15 protein-coding genes are annotated in these 17,917 nt (G+C 54.4%); 6 read left to right on the top strand and 9 right to left on the bottom strand.

All coding sequences use genetic code 11. The features are described from left to right. Positions 1 to 31: 31 nt before the first annotated feature. Positions 32 to 2,497 carry a DUF1266 domain-containing protein gene (locus INT19_RS16965; protein WP_193061606.1) on the bottom strand — a complete coding sequence of 822 codons (2,466 nt, stop codon included), beginning with the start codon at positions 2,495 to 2,497 and terminating at the stop codon, positions 32 to 34. A 259-nt stretch (positions 2,498 to 2,756) separates the two neighbouring features. Further along, positions 2,757 to 2,999, bottom strand: coding sequence for a GlsB/YeaQ/YmgE family stress response membrane protein (locus INT19_RS16960; RefSeq protein ID WP_009722543.1), 243 nt, complete (start codon positions 2,997 to 2,999; stop codon positions 2,757 to 2,759). Between the two features lie 159 nt (positions 3,000 to 3,158). On the opposite strand from INT19_RS16960, the gene INT19_RS16955 reads away from it, so the two are divergent. The 4 genes from INT19_RS16955 to INT19_RS16940 are packed head-to-tail and all read left to right on the top strand — an operon-like array spanning position 3,159 to position 6,695. Beyond that, positions 3,159 to 4,028 (top strand): D-hexose-6-phosphate mutarotase, encoded by an 870-nt coding sequence (locus INT19_RS16955; protein ID WP_193061605.1) that lies wholly within the window; start codon positions 3,159 to 3,161, stop codon positions 4,026 to 4,028. A gap of 60 nt (positions 4,029 to 4,088) precedes the next feature. Then, positions 4,089 to 4,277, top strand: coding sequence for a hypothetical protein (locus INT19_RS16950; protein ID WP_038482470.1), 189 nt, complete (start codon positions 4,089 to 4,091; stop codon positions 4,275 to 4,277). Positions 4,278 to 4,281: 4 nt separating this feature from the next. Then, positions 4,282 to 5,670: a YcjX family protein gene (locus INT19_RS16945; RefSeq protein ID WP_193061604.1), complete on the top strand. Its 1,389-nt coding sequence runs from the start codon at positions 4,282 to 4,284 to the stop codon at positions 5,668 to 5,670. After that, positions 5,667 to 6,695: a YcjF family protein gene (locus INT19_RS16940; RefSeq protein ID WP_193061603.1), complete on the top strand. Its 1,029-nt coding sequence runs from the start codon at positions 5,667 to 5,669 to the stop codon at positions 6,693 to 6,695. The genes INT19_RS16945 and INT19_RS16940 overlap by 4 nt, the downstream gene beginning before the upstream one ends. Here the strand turns inward: INT19_RS16940 and INT19_RS16935 are convergent. After that, positions 6,692 to 7,594 (bottom strand): LysR substrate-binding domain-containing protein, encoded by a 903-nt coding sequence (locus tag INT19_RS16935; RefSeq protein WP_193061602.1) that lies wholly within the window; start codon positions 7,592 to 7,594, stop codon positions 6,692 to 6,694. The two genes, INT19_RS16940 and INT19_RS16935, sit on opposite strands and share 4 nt — an antisense overlap. Positions 7,595 to 7,701: 107 nt before the next feature. Here INT19_RS16935 and betC point away from each other — a divergent pair, with 107 nt between their 5' ends. Together betC and INT19_RS16925 are read left to right on the top strand one after the other, a co-directional pair. After that, positions 7,702 to 9,240, top strand: coding sequence for a choline-sulfatase (gene betC / locus INT19_RS16930; RefSeq protein WP_193061601.1), 1,539 nt, complete (start codon positions 7,702 to 7,704; stop codon positions 9,238 to 9,240). An 84-nt stretch (positions 9,241 to 9,324) separates the two neighbouring features. Continuing rightward, the gene (locus INT19_RS16925; RefSeq protein ID WP_193061600.1) at positions 9,325 to 10,965 is read left to right on the top strand and encodes a BCCT family transporter; all 1,641 of its coding nucleotides are present in this window, start codon (positions 9,325 to 9,327) and stop codon (positions 10,963 to 10,965) included. 84 nt (positions 10,966 to 11,049) lie between these two features. Here INT19_RS16925 and INT19_RS16920 read toward each other — a convergent pair whose 3' ends face one another. The 6 genes from INT19_RS16920 to INT19_RS16895 all read right to left on the bottom strand — a co-directional run bounded on the left by INT19_RS16920 (position 11,050) and on the right by INT19_RS16895 (position 17,878). After that, positions 11,050 to 12,171 carry an ABC transporter ATP-binding protein gene (locus tag INT19_RS16920; protein ID WP_193061599.1) on the bottom strand — a complete coding sequence of 374 codons (1,122 nt, stop codon included), beginning with the start codon at positions 12,169 to 12,171 and terminating at the stop codon, positions 11,050 to 11,052. 184 nt (positions 12,172 to 12,355) lie between these two features. Next, positions 12,356 to 13,234, bottom strand: coding sequence for a carbohydrate ABC transporter permease (locus INT19_RS16915; protein WP_193061598.1), 879 nt, complete (start codon positions 13,232 to 13,234; stop codon positions 12,356 to 12,358). After that, positions 13,227 to 14,141 (bottom strand): carbohydrate ABC transporter permease, encoded by a 915-nt coding sequence (locus INT19_RS16910; protein WP_193061597.1) that lies wholly within the window; start codon positions 14,139 to 14,141, stop codon positions 13,227 to 13,229. Before INT19_RS16910 ends, INT19_RS16915 begins: the two co-directional genes overlap by 8 nt. A gap of 82 nt (positions 14,142 to 14,223) precedes the next feature. Continuing rightward, complete coding sequence (locus tag INT19_RS16905) at positions 14,224 to 15,519, bottom strand: ABC transporter substrate-binding protein (RefSeq protein ID WP_193061596.1); 1,296 nt, start codon at positions 15,517 to 15,519, stop codon at positions 14,224 to 14,226. A 164-nt stretch (positions 15,520 to 15,683) separates the two neighbouring features. After that, positions 15,684 to 17,156 carry an ATP-binding protein gene (locus INT19_RS16900; RefSeq protein ID WP_193061595.1) on the bottom strand — a complete coding sequence of 491 codons (1,473 nt, stop codon included), beginning with the start codon at positions 17,154 to 17,156 and terminating at the stop codon, positions 15,684 to 15,686. Next, positions 17,153 to 17,878, bottom strand: coding sequence for a response regulator (locus tag INT19_RS16895; protein ID WP_193061594.1), 726 nt, complete (start codon positions 17,876 to 17,878; stop codon positions 17,153 to 17,155). The genes INT19_RS16900 and INT19_RS16895 overlap by 4 nt, the downstream gene beginning before the upstream one ends. Between the last annotated feature and the right edge of the window lie 39 nt (positions 17,879 to 17,917).

The following is a 17,917-nucleotide window of genomic DNA, read 5'->3' as shown; positions in this document are numbered from 1 at the left end:
TATAAGCTAATTACCCTGTGCTTGGCGAGCTTCAATGCAAAATTCGCTGATCGCCCGGTAACGTATCGATATGTAGCGGCGCAAAGTGGCGCGGTTTATTACCAGGAAAATCAAGGCTCGCCCAGGGACCAGCCAGTATAGGGGCGCCACACAACCATGCGACTAACGCCTGCCGAAACCCAGCCAGAAAGCTTTCTCGCTCAGGTGTTTCGCCCATAAAAAACGAAAAACCGGCGTACATTCCCGCGGAGTACTCTTGCCAGCCAGAATAGTGATTAGCCGCCAGCTTATAAGCACGATCCAACACGTCGGCAAACGCTTGCCGGTCTAACCAACCAAGCTGGCGCGCCGCAATGGCGAGGTCGACTAATTGAGCAATGTCCCAGGCAGCCATATCTACATCGTTACAACCATCTTCATTACTTTGCACCCGACGCAGGCGGAGCAGATGATGGCGCTCCTCCTCGGCACAATCACCCGACTCTAAAATAGCGATTTCGGCATCTAAGCGATCAGGATTAAGTGTGTAGGGCGCATAGTTAATCTGGTACTCCTGACGATCCCCAGATTCGAGCATGAAGGTCAAGAATTCCTGCATGTCATCAGCACTGGTCAGATGATAATGGCTTTCCACCCATTCACGGATATCAGCGCACTCTCTAGGGCTTTCCACTTGAGGCTCACTCCACACAGCGCTATTAAGCGGCCCAACCAGCGACATGGCCGTAAAATGACTTAGCGTTGGCCGTTCACCAGGTTCACACCACGCATCAGGATGCCAATTCAACCAATGGAAAAGACTGCCGGGATCCTCTAAGTGCCAGGCAATTTCATTAATTAATGAATCGTGCTCCGGCTCTGGTAAGCAGCTTTCCCAAGCAAACCATGCTTCAAGCAAACGCTTTGGTGTGGCATAAAAGCGACACAGGCAACTACGCAAAGCGCTGGCATGCGTCATCAGTGGTTCACGCTCAAAGAGGCTGCTGTCCAGCACCATATGTAAGTAGAACGCGAACTTCTCTGCCATATGAATAGTGGCAGCATGACGGCTAACCCCTTTTACTGCATTACGCTGCTTTAGCTCGTCAGGCGTAGGCTGACCAAACGGCGTCTGCGATGGCGGTATAACGCCATGAACGGCGTCTGCGGCAAGCTGATTAAGATGGTGCGCCTGGGCCGGTAGCCAATAGCGCACCAACGCTTGGTGCCCCTCATCAGCATGCAGGTCTAACGAATCCTGAAGGTAGACCGCCGCCTCGGCTCGGCGCTGCTCTGAAATAGGCGCTGATGGATTCAACTGGCGCAGCATTACATCCGGTTCTCGCACGCTGGCCAGGGCCAGTAACCAATGATGGGAAGTATTTCTCCACTGTTTAATGCGTTCACGAGACGCGCTCAGCGTTGGCTCATCCAGCAGCGAGCTTAGTGGACATTTCCACGGACTATGAGGCGCCTGCGTCAGGAGCTTATGCCGTGTACTCGGCGTCATACCACGCCGATCGACCCCTTCAAACAAACTTTGGCCTCGCATATAGGCTTTCAGCACCGCGTACCAATCATGGTAACGACGGCTTATTAAGTCAGCCGCATGCGCTGCGAGATCATCAGCCTCCGCTTGGCTTAACCAGCCACAGCAAGCGCCCGCCCACGCCAATTCAACCAGTCGTAGCCAATCCCAAGCGGCCCACTCCAGTGGCTCACCTTGGCTGACGAATGTAGTCAACACCGGTGCATAAGGGGCATCTGCAACAGCACCCCGCTGCCACTCTTGGCGCTGAGCATGATCCATAGTGAGCAGTTCACGGGCTTCGATATCCCAGCTCTGCCGCTCCCCCTGGGCGCTTAACCACAGCATCACTTCAAGCAACTGATCACGATCATGAACCTGCCAGATACGTGCTAGCCATTCAGGGGCGTCTGGCCAGTCAGCAGAACTTGCTGGGTAACTGAGCACAGAGCGAAACAGCGCACATAGACGCCACGGCTGTGCTGATTGGCTCTCTGGCCATAGCGCCTGGGGTTCAGGTAATCGTGCCAGTGCGGCGTCAAGAACTTGCCAAGTGATGCCTTCGCCTTCACTTTCTAAATCCGCTAGCGCCTGACAAGCGTCAATAAAGCGATCATCCGCGCCGGTTTCCCACCCTTTCACGCCAAGCGCTCGGCGCAGGTCGGAAAGCCAAGCGCGCAGATCGCTGTAATCAGACGTAATACGAAGGGTAATATGATGCGCCCACGTTTGCGCCTGAGATTGTGTCAGCCAGCCTGCCGCGCCTGCTAGCGCTGCCCACTCTAGCGCCCCCAATAGTCGATCAGCTTCACCGGCTGGGGCATCCAGCGCAAAAAAGAGCTGATCAGCCAACTCGCCACGGTGTGCAATACCCAGCTGTAGCAGACGTTGTTCGGCCGCTCCCGCATCCACCGTCAGCGGATGCGGCGTAAAGGCCCAATCACACAGCACAAGCTGTTGAGCCCACCAGGCATTCAGTGCATCGGCCAAAAGACACCTCTAAGAAACAGGAAGCTATTAATGAAAATAAAAAAGAGTGAGCAGCCTACACAATAAGGCCGCTTAAAATAAAAAGAGACGCCGTTGTAACGACATCGTCAAAATGGCATTGCTAAGAGGGCATAGTGTAACGGAAAGTGGCGCGCAGGCCGATAGCGATGAAACGTTAAAACGAGGCAAAAAACGAGCACCTAAAACAGCACTGCCCGGCGCAGGGCCGGGCAGCAAATAATGCACTAGGTTGGCTATGCTAAGCGCTTTTAACTTTACTGATTATCCATAACAACACGACTGCACCGACGGTTGCGGTCACCAACGAACCGATAAAACCGCCCGCTTGCAGACCTAACAGGCTAAATAAAAACCCGCCAAGCACTGCGCCAACAACACCGACACCAATATTGCCCAAAATACCAAAACCACCGCCACGCATGATGTTGCCAGCGATCCAGCCAGCCAAACCACCAATAATCAACCACGCAATAAAGCCCATAGTGCCTCCTTGATGTTCACTTTCGTCAGGGTTTTACCTATAACATCTTAACTGCAACGTTTTATCCGCAGTGTTTTACGTATAACTGTTGCTTGTCCTACCATAGCACACGGCGCTACTGTCCTGCCCATTTGATCCCCTTCCTTACAAGGAAACCCTATGATTCCCGATTCTCTCAAGCAATTACTGTCCGATGTAGACGGCCACCAGCAGGTAACCTGGCAAGGACGCGACATAGCGCTGTTCAAGATGGCTTGGGGAGAAATGGCCATTAGCCTACAGGGCGCACAAGTGCTGCATTTTGAACCCGCTGACGACACCGGCTGGCTTTGGGTTACCCCCACACCGCAGGCGCTTCCAGGTGCGATCCGTGGTGGTATTCCCCTATGCTGGCCCTGGTTTGGCGACGAACGCTATGCCGATGAAAGCCCTGACCGTAACGGCCCTTTTCACGGGCTTGCTCGTCACGCTCAGTGGCGTTTAGACGCGATTGATGACCATGCTGAAGGTATTGAAGTGCATCTCTCTCCTATCGAGCGTCTACATAGTCAGCTAACCGCTCGCGTCGTCATTCAAGCGAATGCCCAACGCTTGAACGTCGAATTGATTAGCGAAAATATTGGCGAAGTACCGGTCAAAATCAGCGGGGCGCTACATACCTATTTGGCGGTTAGTGATGTGCACCAGTGCCGCCTGGAAGGGTTGGCCGGCGCACGTTATTTAGACAAACTGCGCGGCTTTGGCGAAGACCAACAACAGGGTACGCTGGCTATTCGCGGCGCCGTCGACCGTATTTATCACACCAATGAAGCCGTACTGTTGAACGATGGGCAGCGCACGCTGCGTATTGCCAAACAATCCAGCGACTCCACCGTGGTGTGGCACCCAGACAGCGATTTGCCCAGCGATACGCCAGCCGACGCGGCACGTCACTTTTTTTGCGTTGAAGCTGCTAACACCCGCCTCGATCCAGTATGGCTAGTCCCCGGCGCACAACACCTACTAGGTACGACATTAAGCCGCGGTTAATCCTCGGTTCATCAAGGCTTTGTTATCATCAAAGCAATTAATGTTTTTAAGGGAGACATAATGGATCCACAGCAATGGCTGGAGGCTGCCACCTTTGCCTTTAACCTGATCGGCATGGTGGTATGCTTAGTTGGCTTAACACTTGCGCAAAAAATGCAGCGCCGCTGGCCAGGGTATAGCGTCGCTGTGGTTGGGTTTATCATCGCCACCCTACCCATGCTTTCCCAGGTTGTACTAATAAGGAATTGATAGGATGCGCCAGCCGTTAAGTCGCGAACTGAGCAATTTATTAGAGCGAGGCCGTGACCGGCAATTAAGGCTGGCGGTAACGGGGCTGTCTCAGGCAGGGAAAACCGCGTTTCTAACGTCTCTGGTTAACCAACTGCGCCACGCTGGGGTAGAGGCTCAACTAGACTTGTTACCCGCCGCCCGTGAAGGGCGTTTGCTGGGTGCGCAGCGGTTGAACCAGCCTGACCTTGGCGTGCCGCGTTTCCCCTATGATCCTGGCATGGCGGCGCTACGTGCTACGCCGCCGCGCTGGCCCGAACCCACCCGTGGCATCAGTGAACTGCGCTTACAGCTACGCTACCGCCCTGCCCAACAGGGCTGGTTCACCCCAGATATTGCCCACTTAACCCTCGACTTGTTCGACTACCCAGGCGAGTGGCTGCTGGATTTACCCCTGCTACAGCACGATTTTTACAGCTGGTGCCAGGCGCAGTCACTGCATGAAGGGCCACACCGGAAGGTGTTATTCAGCGAATGGCTAGCGGAGGCTGAACAATTAGACCCTGCCGCCGAGGCTGATGAAGCTAAACTGGCAGCGCTCGCAGATGCCTATGCCCAAGGTCTTCGCCGGGCTAAACAGGCAGGCTTTTCCGATCTTCAGCCAGGACGTTTTTTGCTCCCTGGCGAGCTAGATGGCGCGCCAGTACTGCAATTTTTTCCGCTACCTGAATTAAATGCACCAAAAGAAACCCTGGAAGCACTACCTGATACTAGTATTTACGCCACCTTGGCCGCGCGCTTTCGCTACTATCAGCAGCAAGTGGTACGGCCCTTTTATCGTGACCATTTCCGTCGTTTCGACCGTCAGATTGTGCTGGTCGATGTGCTTGGTGCGCTTAATGCCGGGCCGGAACGCTTTGAAGACCTTTCCCATGCGCTGCGCCAACTGATGCAAAGCTTCGATTACGGCAAGCGCAGCCTGTTAACGCGTCTATTTGCGCCGAAAATAGACCGTCTGGCCATTGCTGCAACTAAAGCTGATCACGTGACGCCCGACCAGCACGGCAATGTTGTGCAACTGCTGGAGGCGTTACTCGCTGAGCCGCTTAAAGACCTGCGCTTTGCCGACATTCCGGTGAAGGCACTGTCACTGGCAGCCATACGCGCCACTGAAGCCCGTGAAGTGCTCCACGAAGGCAAACGCACCCCCGCACTAAAAGGCACTACCCTGGAAGGTGAAGACGTACTGGTCTACCCGGGTGACGTGCCAAACCGCCTTCCGAAACCCGACTTTTGGCAGCAGCAAGGCTTCGACTTTCCCAGCTTTCGCCCCATGTCTATTGACAGCGAAGCGCTTTCACACATCCGCATGGACGCCGCTATCGACTGGCTGATTGGAGATAAATTGATATGAGTAATCCTCAGCCGCGCCGGGATTTTCAAACAGAAGAAGCACCCGCCCCCAACCCCGAACAGTTGCGGCAGCGTGAAAGCTTTGCCGCGACTGAATCGCATCAGCCGCTGACTCTCCAGGCAGACATCAAAGCACTTCCGGAAGCGAGCCTGAGCACACCCCGAAAGCGCCGTTGGGGGTTGATGTTTGCCCTGGTCGGCGGTGCTACGTTGGGCAGCGTAGAACTGGCCACCGGCATTCCAGACGCCTTTTCCCAGTCACAGTGGATGACCATGGCTTGGCAGCTGTTTGGCATTAGCTTGATTGGTTTAGGCGGCTTGTCGTTGTTGAAAGAGCTTGGCCGTCTGCGCCGCTTAAAGCGCCATGACCGATTACGCCATGACCTCGCCGAGCTGCCACAGCGCTCTACCAAGCAAGCCCAATCCATGGCAGAGCAGCTCAAGCGCCAGCTAAAACTGAGCGACGATGATCCTCATTGGCAGGCATTTCAACGCGCCTGCCAGCCCCACCATAGCGGTGAAGAGATACAAACACTGCTGCGCTACCACCTACTGGCACCCCGCGACCGCGAAGCCCAACGCCTGATTACCCGTATGTCTGGCGAAACGGCCATTATGGTGGCTATCAGCCCACTTACATTGGTGGATATGGCACTGGTGGCCTGGCGCAGTCTTGCCATGGTCGACAGACTCTGCCGCCTTTACGGACTTGAGCTTGGTTACGCTAGCCGTCTACGACTGTTTCGCAATGTGCTGCATAACATGGCTTTTGCGGGAGCCAGTGAACTGGCCACTGACGCCAGCATGGATATGCTTTCGCTTGATTTGGCAGGCAGGCTTTCCGCCCGTGCGGGCCAAGGCTTGGCCACAGGCCTACTGAGCGCCCGTTTAGGGCTACGCGCCCAGCGTCTATGTCGCCCGGTGGCCTTTACGGATGAAGAGCAACCCAAGTTGGCCGATCTACGCCAAGACCTGTGGAGGCAAATCAAACGGCTCGATAAAGAGCCCGTTGCACAAGATCGTTAAACGGGATGGTTCGAGGCGATCCAATCGAGAAACGTGCGTTTGCCAGCCCCATTGTCATTTGGGTTGGCATCAATGATGCCGTAACCATTAGGCGTCGCCAGACTGAGATGCTTCAGTCCGACCAGCATGCCACGCTCGAGCATGTCTTCGACTAGCCCTCTCCAACCCAGCGCTACGCCTTGCCCTGCAATCGCCGCTTGAATCAACAGCGTATAGTTATTGAAATCCAGTTCGGAAGATTGCCCATAAGGCGCCCCACCCATTTGCTTGAAGTATGTCGGCCAATCCAGCCAGTGCTGCCGTTGATCAGCGGTAAGGGTCAGCAGGGGGACTTCAGCAAGCGATGAGAGCTGTTCCAAAGGGCCGTACTGTTTCAAAAAACCAGCACTACAGACGGGAAAAACCTCTTCCTGAAACAATGGAGAAGCGTTTTTCATCCCCCGTTCATCACAGAACATAATGGCCACATCGACCTCTTGCCCTCTCCAATCAAAGACTTCCTGGCTAGTTAAAATGCGCACGTCGATATTGGGGTGCTGCTGCCGAAATATCGGCAGCCGCGGCATCAGCCAGTAAGCAGCCAACGAAAAATCGGTCAAAATATTGACGTGCGGATTATGCCGGCGATGCTGCAGCCGTTCGATCGTTTCCTCGATGATCGAAAATCCCTCCTGAACACTGGCAAACAGCGCATGACCAGATTCGGTCAGTCGCACGCCACGGTATACCCGGTCAAAAAGCCGCAAGCCAAGCTCTTCTTCCAACGCCCGAACCTGCTGGCTGACCGCCGACTGGGTCGAACGCAGTTCATGAGCTGCTGCAGTAAAGCTCAGATGTCTGGCTGCTGCCTCAAAGACTCTCAATCCATTCTGCGACACCCTTTTACCCGCCGCTGACATTAGCTCACCTAATGGGAAACATTAAAAAATAGCCAGTTTACAGCATAACGGATTAGCAGAGAGACTGGTTAAGAATTGATACGCGCCACGACCTGGAGTTTCTGCACATGACTGCTCGACAACCTAACATTCTCTTTCTGATGGCCGACCAGATAGCAGCCTCAGCGATGCCCTTCCACGGCCACCCCATCGTAAAGACTCCCCACCTCTCACGATTGGCAGACGAAGGGGTAGTGTTCGACTCAGCCTACTGCAACACCCCGCTGTGCGCGCCATCTCGTTTTACGCTGATGGCCGGTCAATTGCCGTCACGCATTGGAGGTTATGACAATGCCGCTGATTTTCCAGCGGACACTCCCACTTTCGCCCATTATCTACGCGATGCTGGTTACTACACCGCCCTCACCGGCAAGATGCATTTCTGCGGCCCTGACCAGTTGCATGGTTTCGAGGAACGGCTGACCACCGACATCTACCCGGCCGACTATGGCTGGTTTGTCGACTGGGAAAACTTTCATGAACGGCCTAGCTACTACCACAATATGTCGTCGGTGATTCAGGCGGGGCCATGCGTGCGCTCCAACCAGCTCGACTTCGACGATGAAGTCGCTTTCCGCGCTAAGCGCTTTCTTTACGATTATGCCCGCAATGGCGAGCAGCGTCCCTTCTGCCTGACCGTTTCAATGACGCACCCACACGACCCTTACACCATCCCTAAGGAGTACTGGGACCGCTACCAGCACGACGCCATCGACATGCCACGGGTGCCCTATTCACGAGAGCTGATGGATCCACACTCCAAGCGGCTGCGTCATGTTTACCAGTGCGATGAGGGCACCATCAACGATGAGCAAATCCGCAACGCGCGCCATGCTTATTATGGGGCGCTAAGCTATGTCGACGATCAAATCGGTGACGTGCTTAAAGCGTTGAAGGAGACTGGCCTCGATGAAAACACCATCATTGTCTTCTCCGGTGATCACGGTGATATGCTCGGCGAGCGCGGCCTGTGGTACAAGATGAGCTGGTTCGAGGGCTCGGCACGCGTGCCAATGATTATCCATGCGCCACAACGCTTTACTCCAGGCAGGGTGCGTGAGTCGGTGTCGACCATGGATCTGCTGCCAACGTTTGCCGAACTAGCCCACGGTGGAAGTGCACCGGAGTATGCCGTGCCGATTGATGGTCGCAGCCTCTTGCCGCACCTGACGGGTAACGGTGGTCACGACGAGGTAATCGGCGAGTATCTTGGCGAAGGGGCTATTGCACCGCTACTAATGATTCGTCGCGGTCGTTACAAATTCGTCCACACTGCACCAGACCCAGATCAGTTATTCGATCTCGAAGCTGATCCGCTAGAGCTCAACAATCTCGCCGAAAGCCCTGCTTATCAGGAATTATGTAAGGAGTTTCGCAATGAGGTCGCCAGTCGCTGGGACTATGAGCAAATGCATAATGAGGTGATTGCCAGTCAACGGCGCCGCAAACTGGTTTCGCGGGCCCTTAAGCAAGGCAAAGTGACGCCATGGGATTATCAGCCTACTTTCGATGCCAGTACCCAGTATATGCGTAACAACATCGACTTGGACGACCTAGAGCGTCGAGCACGTTTATCAGCCACCGCCTCCGTAACAAACAACCGTTGATTCATCATTTAACCACTACCACCCTAAAATAAAGATGATAAGACGGCGGATGCGCCCATTATTAATAATAAGGGAAATTCTATTATGAGCACTAAAAGCGACCCTGAGTCGCCGCCTATGGCTAGTGATATGCAAACCGACTACGTGGTCGGGCAGGATAATATCGAGGGGAGCTTTGGCCCCATCGGATTTGATATCCATAATCGCGTTTTTGCTGTATCCGCCCTTTCTTCGGTCGTGTTTATTATCCTTACGCTGCTATTTCCTGAACGCGCAGGGAGCATTTTTCAGTCGATCGTCGCTTTTTCCACGGGAACCCTGGACTGGTATTTCATGATCCTGGTGGATTTCTTTATTCTGTTTTGCTTGGCACTCGTGGTCTTGCCTTATGGATCAGTCAGGCTAGGGGGGCCTGACGCTCGCCCGGATCATAGCTATCTTTCTTGGTTTGCAATGCTGTTCACTGCTGGCATTGGCATCGGCTTACTGTTTTTTGGCGTTCTAGAGCCGGTTTATCACGCCAATGTTTCGCTGCCTTTAGGTATTACGTCGCCCTTCGGAAGTGACGGAACACTGAACCCAGACGCTATTGCTGATGCTAGTGCCATGGGGCTTGCGGGCACCTATCTTCACTGGGGGCTGCATGGCTGGGCAGTGTATGTTGTGATGGCTCTTGCACTGGGCATTTTTACCTATAACAAAGGCCTGCCATTTTCGATACGTTCAGCATTTTTTCCAATTCTGGGCGAACGTGTTTGGGGCTGGTGGGGTCATGCCATCGACATTCTGGCAGTGTTTGCCACCCTCTTCGGACTGGCCACATCCCTTGGGCTTGGCGCACAACAAGCGAATGCGGGGATGAACTTCGTCTTTGGCATGGAGGTAAACACCACCACCCAGGTGATGGTCATCGTGCTGGTAACGGCAGTCGCGCTAGTGTCAGTATGGCGCGGACTAGAGGGCGGCTTAAAGAAGCTGTCTGAATTCAATATGATCCTGGCCGTATTGTTTTTCTTCTTTGTATTGTTTGCCGGCCCTACGTTGATTGCGCTAAGCGGTTTTATGTCCGGGCTTGTCACCTATGTTGCTGACTTCCTGCCTCTATCTGCCCCTTTCGGCCGTGACGATGATGCCTACCGTCAATCCTGGACTATTTTCTACTGGGCGTGGTGGATCAGTTGGGCACCTTTCGTCGGCATGTTTATCGCCCGCGTGTCACGAGGCCGTACAGTGCGAGAGTTCGTGCTCTGTGTGCTGCTTGTTCCCAGCTTGTTCATCTTTATTTGGATGGGCGTCTTTGGCGCTACGGCGTTAGATCAGCTCTACGCAAACCCCGCCAGCAGCTTGGTTAAAGAGTATGTTATCGACAACTACAGACCTGAATTATCGCTATTTGGCATGCTTAATGAGCTGCCTCTGACAGGTATTATGTCCACCTTAGGTATCGTGTTGGCACTGATATTCTTTGTTACCTCGTCAGACTCGGGGTCTTTGGTGATCGACACTATCACGGCCGGCGGAAAAATTGACGCTCCCCGCCCACAGCGCATGTTTTGGGCAATTGTTGAGGGGCTTATCGCTATCGTACTGCTGATTGGTGGCGGCTTATCAGCGCTTCAGGCAGGCGTGACAGCAACGGCCATTCCATTCTCAATTGTTATGCTGCTGATGTGCTACTCGATCATTAAAGCGCTTAATGGCGAGTTAAAGCATATGCGCCGCTAACGAGGACATTAGGACGATAGTAAAGAGCCTCTGCTAACATCAGCAGAGGCTCTTTACTTATCAGTACGACATAACACTAACGCTTCAAGCCAAGCGCTGTTCAGTCTCGGCATCAAACAGCACGGCGCGGGCCATATCGACGCGTAGCGACAAGCGTTCGCCGGGGGCAATTGCGCATTTAGGCCCTACCCTAGCGGTGATTTCCTGCTCTCCCAGCGGCAGGCGTAGCAGAATATCAGCACCTGTCGGCTCAACGACGCTTACCTTGGCCTCCATTAATGTCCCTTCCGCCTGCTCGCTCAGCCGAACATCCTCCTCGCTGAAGTGTTCTGGTCGCAGCCCAAGAATAATTGGCTTATTCAGCTGTTCCACAAGCCCCGCTGCGTTGCGTCCAGAGGGCCATGGCAGCAAGAGATCGTCTTCATCAGGGGTGGCAATACGTAGTGCATAGCCATCGTCCGCCGCCTCTAGCGTCGCGCGAATAAAGTTCATCGATGGTGACCCCATAAAGCCTGCGACGAACATATCGACCGGGTTGTTATACACCTCATCGGGGCTACCAAGCTGCAGGATATTGCCATCACGCATCACCGCAATGCAGTCGGCCAGGGTCATTGCTTCAACTTGGTCATGGGTGACGTAAACAATTGTGGTGCCTAAGCGCTGGTGGAGCTTTTTAATCTCGGTACGCATATCCACCCGCAGCTTTGCGTCCAGATTTGATAGCGGCTCGTCAAATAGATACACCTTGGGTTCACGGGCCAGCGCCCGCCCCATGGCCACCCGCTGACGCTGGCCACCCGAAAGCTGGGCAGGCTTACGTTCAAGCAGGTGGGAGATTTGCAGCAGGTCGGCCACGCGCTCTACGGCACCGACCCGCTCGGCTTTGGGCACCTTGCGCATTTCCAGCCCAAAGCTGATGTTTTGCCGTACGGTCATGCTGGGATAGAGCGCGTAGGACTGAAACACCATGGCAATATCCCGTTCAGCGGGCGTGCGCCAAGTGACGTCTTCGCCGTCGATATAGATATTGCCGCTAGTCACTGGCTCCAGCCCGGCGATGGCATTCATCAGCGTGGATTTACCACAGCCAGATGGCCCCACCAAAATCAGGAACTCACCGGAGTCAATCGAAATACTGACATCTTTCAGCACCCGCTCGCTGCCGAACTCTTTGCGCACGTTGTGAATTTCTAACGCTGCCATAATGAAAACCCCATTGTATAGCGACTGACAAACTCCACTTAGTTGGATCGGTCAAAAGCAGCCCGTAGCGGGGGTCTTTCGCCATGGATGGCGAAAGTAGCGCCCATGGATGGGTTCACAGCGCCCCCGCCGAGGGCTGCTTCTGACCGTCTAGAAATGGTTGCTGCCATTCACTTAGTTGTTATTAGCCTTTCACGGAGCCTGCCGTCAGCCCGCGCACGAAATACTTTCCGGCCAGCACATACACCACCAGAGTTGGCAGCGCTGCAATCATCGCGGCGGCCATATCGACGTTGTACTCACGCACACCGGTGGACGTATTGACCAAATTGTTGAGCGCCACCGTCACCGGCTGGGTGTTGTGAGCCGAAAACGCTACGCCAAACAGGAAGTCATTCCATATCTGGGTGAATTGCCAGATGACTGACACCACAATAATCGGCGCGGAAACCGGTAATAAAATGCGCCAGAAAATACGGAAGAACCCAGCGCCATCCAGCTTCGCCGCAGAGACCAGCTCGTTAGGAATTCCGACGTAGAAGTTGCGGAAGAACAGCGTGGTGAAGGCAATGCCAAAAACCACATGCACCAGAATAAGCCCTGCACGTGAGCTGGAAAGCCCTAACCAGCCCAGGGTTTGTGCCATTGGCAGCAGCACTACCTGAAACGGGATAAAGCAGCCAAACAGCATCAGCGCAAAGACCAACTCAGAGCCTTTAAAGCGCCATTTGGTCAACGCATAGCCGTTTAACGCCCCGACCATAGTGGAAATCAGCACTGCAGGAATCACAATCGCAAAGGAGTTCCAAAAATAACCGCCGACACCTTCACAGCGCATACCGGTGCACGCTTCTCCCCAGGCTTTCGTCCAGGGCTCAAGGGTTGGATTTTGCGGCAGCGACAGTAACGTCCCCGCACTTATCTCGCTCAACGGTTTGATAGAGGTCATCAGCATGACCACCAGCGGCAGGATATAAAACAGCCCCGCCACAATAAGTACGCCATAAAGCACGGCACGCAACAGCCGTGCGGCGGGCGTTTGCCGACGAATCACGTTAGCCATGTTTACGGCTCCTTAGTTCGGAATAGAGATAAGGAATCAAGATGGCCAAAACACCGCCTAGCATTAGCATGGCGCTGGCGGAGCCGAGCCCGATTTGGGCACGATTAAAGGCATGGGTGTACATAAAGGTAGCCGGTAGGTCGGTGGCATAGCCGGGCCCGCCGCCGGTTAGTGCTACCACTAAATCAAAGCTCTTAATCGCAATATGGGCCAGAATCATCACCGCGCTGAACACCACCGGGCGCAGGCACGGCATCACCACCCGCCAGTAAATGCGCGGCAGGCTAGCACCGTCTAACTGAGCCGCTTTGACGATGCTGTCATCAATGCCCCGCAGCCCTGCCAAAAAGAGTGCCATCACAAAGCCCGACGCCTGCCAAACCGCGGCAATCACCAGGGTATAAATCGCCATATTCGGATCAACGATCCAGTCGAAGCGAAACGACTCAAACCCCCAGCTTTGCACCATCGCCTGGATGCCCAACTGGGGATTCAGCAGCCACTTCCACACCACCCCCGTAACAATAAACGACAGTGCCATGGGGTAGAGATAAATCGTACGCAGCGCGCCCTCTTGGCGAATTTTTTGATCCAGCAAGATTGCCAGCAGCGCGCCAATCACCAAACAAATCACAATAAACAGCACGCCAAACAGCATCAGGTTGGTAGAGGCCACCCACCAACGTTCATTGGTCATCAGTCGCGTATATTGGCCAAAACCAACAAAGTCGTAGCTTGGCAGCATGCGCGAGCTGGTTAGCGACAACACAAAAGTCCACAGCATAAAGCCGTAAACAAAAAACAGAGACACCGCAACAGAAGGGGCAAGTACCAAACGGGGCAGCCAAGCTTGAAGCCAGCCGGACGCCGTCGGCCGCACTGGAGTGCGCGTCGTGGGTTCGCTCATGAGATAATTCCTCGCCAGTCAGCCGCTAGCGCCACCGTTGCGGCAGCGCTAGTTACGTTACTTATTAAAAGTACGCGGTGGCTTAAAAAGAGGCGGTTTTAGCCGCACTCACCAACCGTTCGGCGGCTTCTTCGGCAGGCATATTGGGATCGTTGAAGTAGTTGGTCACGACATCAAAGATCGCGCCCTGGACATCAGCGCGTACCGCCATCCCGTGAGCCATGCTGGGCACTAAACCGCCTTCATCAGCGGTGCGTTGAAAGTCAGCAAGCGACTGCTGAGCACAGCTATCGAACTCACTCATATCTAGATCGGGCCGCGCAGGAATAGAGCCTTTGGCAAGGTTAAAAGCTTCTTGGAAGGTTGGTTCTAATACTAAACGGGCCAAGGTTTGCTGGGCATCACGCTCGGCGTCGTCAGTAACACGAAACATGGCCAAGCTGTCGATATTAAACGTGAACGCATCTTCCGTGCCAGGGGCTGCAGCGCACAGATAGTCCTCACCGGCGGCGAGACCTGCGGCAGTGAACTCTCCTTTGGCCCAGTCCCCCATCAGTTGAAAGCCTGCGACACCTTCAATCACCATCGCGGTGGCAATGTTCCAATCGCGGCCGGACATGCCCTCATCCATCAGCTCGCGCAGGCGTTTAAAGTCTTCTAGCGCGGCAATCATCTGCTCCCCACCCAAGGCTTCGGGGTCTAGTTCCACTAGCGCTTGCTGGTAAAACTCGGCTCCCTGGCTACCCAATACGACACTTTCAAATACCGTGGCGTCTTGCCACGCTTGACCACCATGGGCTAGCGGTACAAAACCAGCTTCGCGAATAGCTTCACCGGCAGCAAATAGCTCTTCAAGCGTGGTAGGCATTTCAACGCCTGCCGCTTCTAGTACATCAGGATTAGCCCATAGCCAATTAACTCGGTGCACGTTCGCTGGGACGGCAACATATTGGCCGTCGTAGCGCATAATATCGGCAACCGTCTCGGGCAGTAGGTCGTTCCAGCCTTCAACGGTGGCGACGTCGTCTAAATCGCCCAACAGGCCAAGCTCGCCCCACTCTTGAATTTCAGGCCCTTTGATTTGTGCGGCGGAAGGCGGGTTGCCCGACATTGCACGAGACTTAAGTACCGTCATAGCGGTTTCACCACCGCCCCCGGCCACAGCAAAATCCTGCCAGCCATAGCCTTCGGCTTCCATTAACTCTTTGAGGACGTTTGCTGCACGGGCCTCACCGCCGGATGTCCACCAGTGCAATACTTCCACTTCGTTGGCTTGGGTGGTACTGGCCGCCATGCTGGTGCCAGCCGCCACGGCTAATGCGAATACGGATTTTTTAAACGTAGGCACGTTAAATACGGGCATATTGATACTCGGCATGAATAGCTCCTACTGTTGTTATTGTGCTGTTGCTTGGTGCTTATGAAATGTCGCAGCTGATGATCGACTGAACGACTCACAGCAGAGTACGCCACCCAGGCACACAACGGGAGTTACCGAGTCCTGCATAGTCTTGGCAATTTATTAATAGTGTTAGGGTTTTATTACAAGCCAGTAACACTCGTTTGGCGCGGTAGCGTTAACGTGGCCACTAACCCACCTGCCGAGTGATTCGATAAGACGATATCGCCCCCATGGGCACGGGCAATATGCCTGGCAATGCCAAGTCCCAGGCCACTTCCACCGGTGTAACGGCTTCTAGAGGCTTCCAGGCGCACAAAAGGTGAAAATACTCGGGAAAGCTGAGCATCAGGAATACCTGGCCCATTATCATGAATGGACAATGTCACGACACCCTCCTGCTCTTCAAGCGTTACGGTTGCTTTCTGGCCGTAAAACACCGCGTTTTCAAGTAGGTTTGCCAAGCAACGTTTTAGCGCCAGTGGCTTAACGGTTAGTGGCAACACCGTACCATAGAGTGACACCTCACCGCCGTACAGGCGTAACCCTTCGGCAATCTCCAACAGCAGCGCGTTAAGATCCGTGGGCTGTGGATCTTCATGTAGATCCAGCCCTTTGACCGAGGCCAGTGCACCTTTGACCAGCTCGCTCAACTCGTCAAGTGAGGCGCAAAAGCGTTCACGCTGAGCAGTATCATCGAGCATTTCGGCACGCAGCCGCATGCGTGTAATGGGGGTTTTAAGATCATGAGAAATCGCCGAAAACAGCCGCTCGCGCTCATCAATCTGTTCTTGAATACGCCGCTGCATACGATTAAAAGCCACTGCGGTAGCGGCTACTTCTTTAGGGCCGCTCTCTTTAAGTGGCGGGCTATCTAAATCATCACCCAACTGGCGCGCTGCTCGGGAAAGCCGCGCCAACGGCCGAGTTACACTGGTAATACCGAGTAACGAAAGCGCCAGCACGCTTAACAGCACCAACACGCCGACTAATAGACGCTCTTCAGAAAGCCAGCGGTAGCCGCTAAAAATATCCGGCACGCCCAGCAGTGTGGCCACGTAAAGCCAGGTATCGGGGGCCAGCTCCAGTTGCACCACTAAGATAGGGGGCGAAAGCGGCTCCATTAACAGACTGTGCTGCCCCCATCGGGGTGGCAAATCATAAAGCAGCACTTCGTTATTGAAGACACGCAAGCTTTCCGGGCGGGAAAACTCCACCACCACATCGTCGATGGAGAGCTGCTCGGTCAAGATAGCACGTACATTGTCTACCACGACCTCTTTTTCTGGGCCACTGCCAATATCTTCCACGGCAATGCGTCGCTCGTTCACGCTGACAAAAAACCGCGTGCCGCCCATGCTTCGCAACTGATCCAACACAATGTGCCGGTAATCTACCGGCAGCGAACGGAAAAACCGCATGGTCGAGGCAATACTGAAGGCCATATTGCTGGAAAGCTCATCTAGCTGTTCAAGCTGGCTGGCCCGCACTTGGGAAGTCCATAGCGCATAGCTAGCCGCTTGAGCAGCCAGCACTCCCGCAATCATAATGACCACAAAGCGCCCACGTAGACTGCTCGGCAACCAGCGCGCGAGTTTGCGCTTTACACCTTTCACGAAGCGGCTTCAACCCTGGCGGTTAGCACATAACCAGCCCCACGCACGGTTCGAATCAGTTGAGAGTGCTGTGCATCTTCCCCCAGTCGCTGGCGCAAGCGGCACACGTGTACATCAATAGAGCGATCCAACGGTGGCGCTTCACGGCCGCGGGTCAAGGTGTAGAGATCATCGCGAGTAATGACGGTGGCAGGCCGTTCCAGAAATACTTGCAGTAGTTGAAAGTCTGCGCCAGAAAGTGCGGTGCGAATACCTTCCTGGTCAATCAGTTCGCGGGTCATGCGGTCTAGTTGCCAGTCGCCAAAGCGTACCCAGCGAGCCTCTTGGGTTGGCGTGCCAGTTGCTGCCGGGCGGGCTCGGCGTAACACCGCTTTAATCCGCGCCAGCAACTCACGAGGGTTGAAGGGCTTAGCGATATAGTCATCAGCGCCTAACTCAAGCCCCAAAATGCGGTCGGTATCATCGGCACTGGCGGTGAGCATAATAATCGGCGTATCGCTGGTTCTGCGCAGTTCCCGGCAGATGGTAAAACCATCATCCCCCGGCATCATGACGTCAACGACCAACAAGTCTGGCGCTTGATCAACCAGTTGCTGATACAGCGAATCCGCCCCGTCGGCAGTCAACACGTGATAGCCGTGACGCCCTAAATAGTCTGCCAACAGTTCGCGGATTTCCGCGTCGTCATCAACGACCATCAAGGTAGCAGGTGTGGTTGTCATGGTAGCAATGTGCCCCTGGGTTATTATTACTCGTTATTA

It is taken from the genome of Halomonas sp. 3A7M (genome assembly GCF_014897875.1).
Lineage (GTDB): Bacteria > Pseudomonadota > Gammaproteobacteria > Pseudomonadales > Halomonadaceae > Vreelandella.
Note: the sequence above shows the minus strand (reverse complement) of the source record. Positions and strands in the feature narration are given on the sequence as shown.

Coding starts and splice junctions, on each gene's coding strand:
- INT19_RS16960 (WP_009722543.1), bottom strand. CDS start 2,999: ATGGGCTTTATTGCGTGGTTGATTATTGGTGGTTTGGCTGGCTGGATC.
- INT19_RS16955 (WP_193061605.1), top strand. CDS start 3,159: ATGATTCCCGATTCTCTCAAGCAATTACTGTCCGATGTAGACGGCCAC.
- INT19_RS16950 (WP_038482470.1), top strand. CDS start 4,089: ATGGATCCACAGCAATGGCTGGAGGCTGCCACCTTTGCCTTTAACCTG.
- INT19_RS16945 (WP_193061604.1), top strand. CDS start 4,282: ATGCGCCAGCCGTTAAGTCGCGAACTGAGCAATTTATTAGAGCGAGGC.
- INT19_RS16940 (WP_193061603.1), top strand. CDS start 5,667: ATGAGTAATCCTCAGCCGCGCCGGGATTTTCAAACAGAAGAAGCACCC.
- INT19_RS16935 (WP_193061602.1), bottom strand. CDS start 7,594: ATGTCAGCGGCGGGTAAAAGGGTGTCGCAGAATGGATTGAGAGTCTTT.
- betC (WP_193061601.1), top strand. CDS start 7,702: ATGACTGCTCGACAACCTAACATTCTCTTTCTGATGGCCGACCAGATA.
- INT19_RS16925 (WP_193061600.1), top strand. CDS start 9,325: ATGAGCACTAAAAGCGACCCTGAGTCGCCGCCTATGGCTAGTGATATG.
- INT19_RS16920 (WP_193061599.1), bottom strand. CDS start 12,171: ATGGCAGCGTTAGAAATTCACAACGTGCGCAAAGAGTTCGGCAGCGAG.
- INT19_RS16915 (WP_193061598.1), bottom strand. CDS start 13,234: ATGGCTAACGTGATTCGTCGGCAAACGCCCGCCGCACGGCTGTTGCGT.
- INT19_RS16910 (WP_193061597.1), bottom strand. CDS start 14,141: ATGAGCGAACCCACGACGCGCACTCCAGTGCGGCCGACGGCGTCCGGC.
- INT19_RS16905 (WP_193061596.1), bottom strand. CDS start 15,519: ATGCCGAGTATCAATATGCCCGTATTTAACGTGCCTACGTTTAAAAAA.
- INT19_RS16895 (WP_193061594.1), bottom strand. CDS start 17,878: ATGACAACCACACCTGCTACCTTGATGGTCGTTGATGACGACGCGGAA.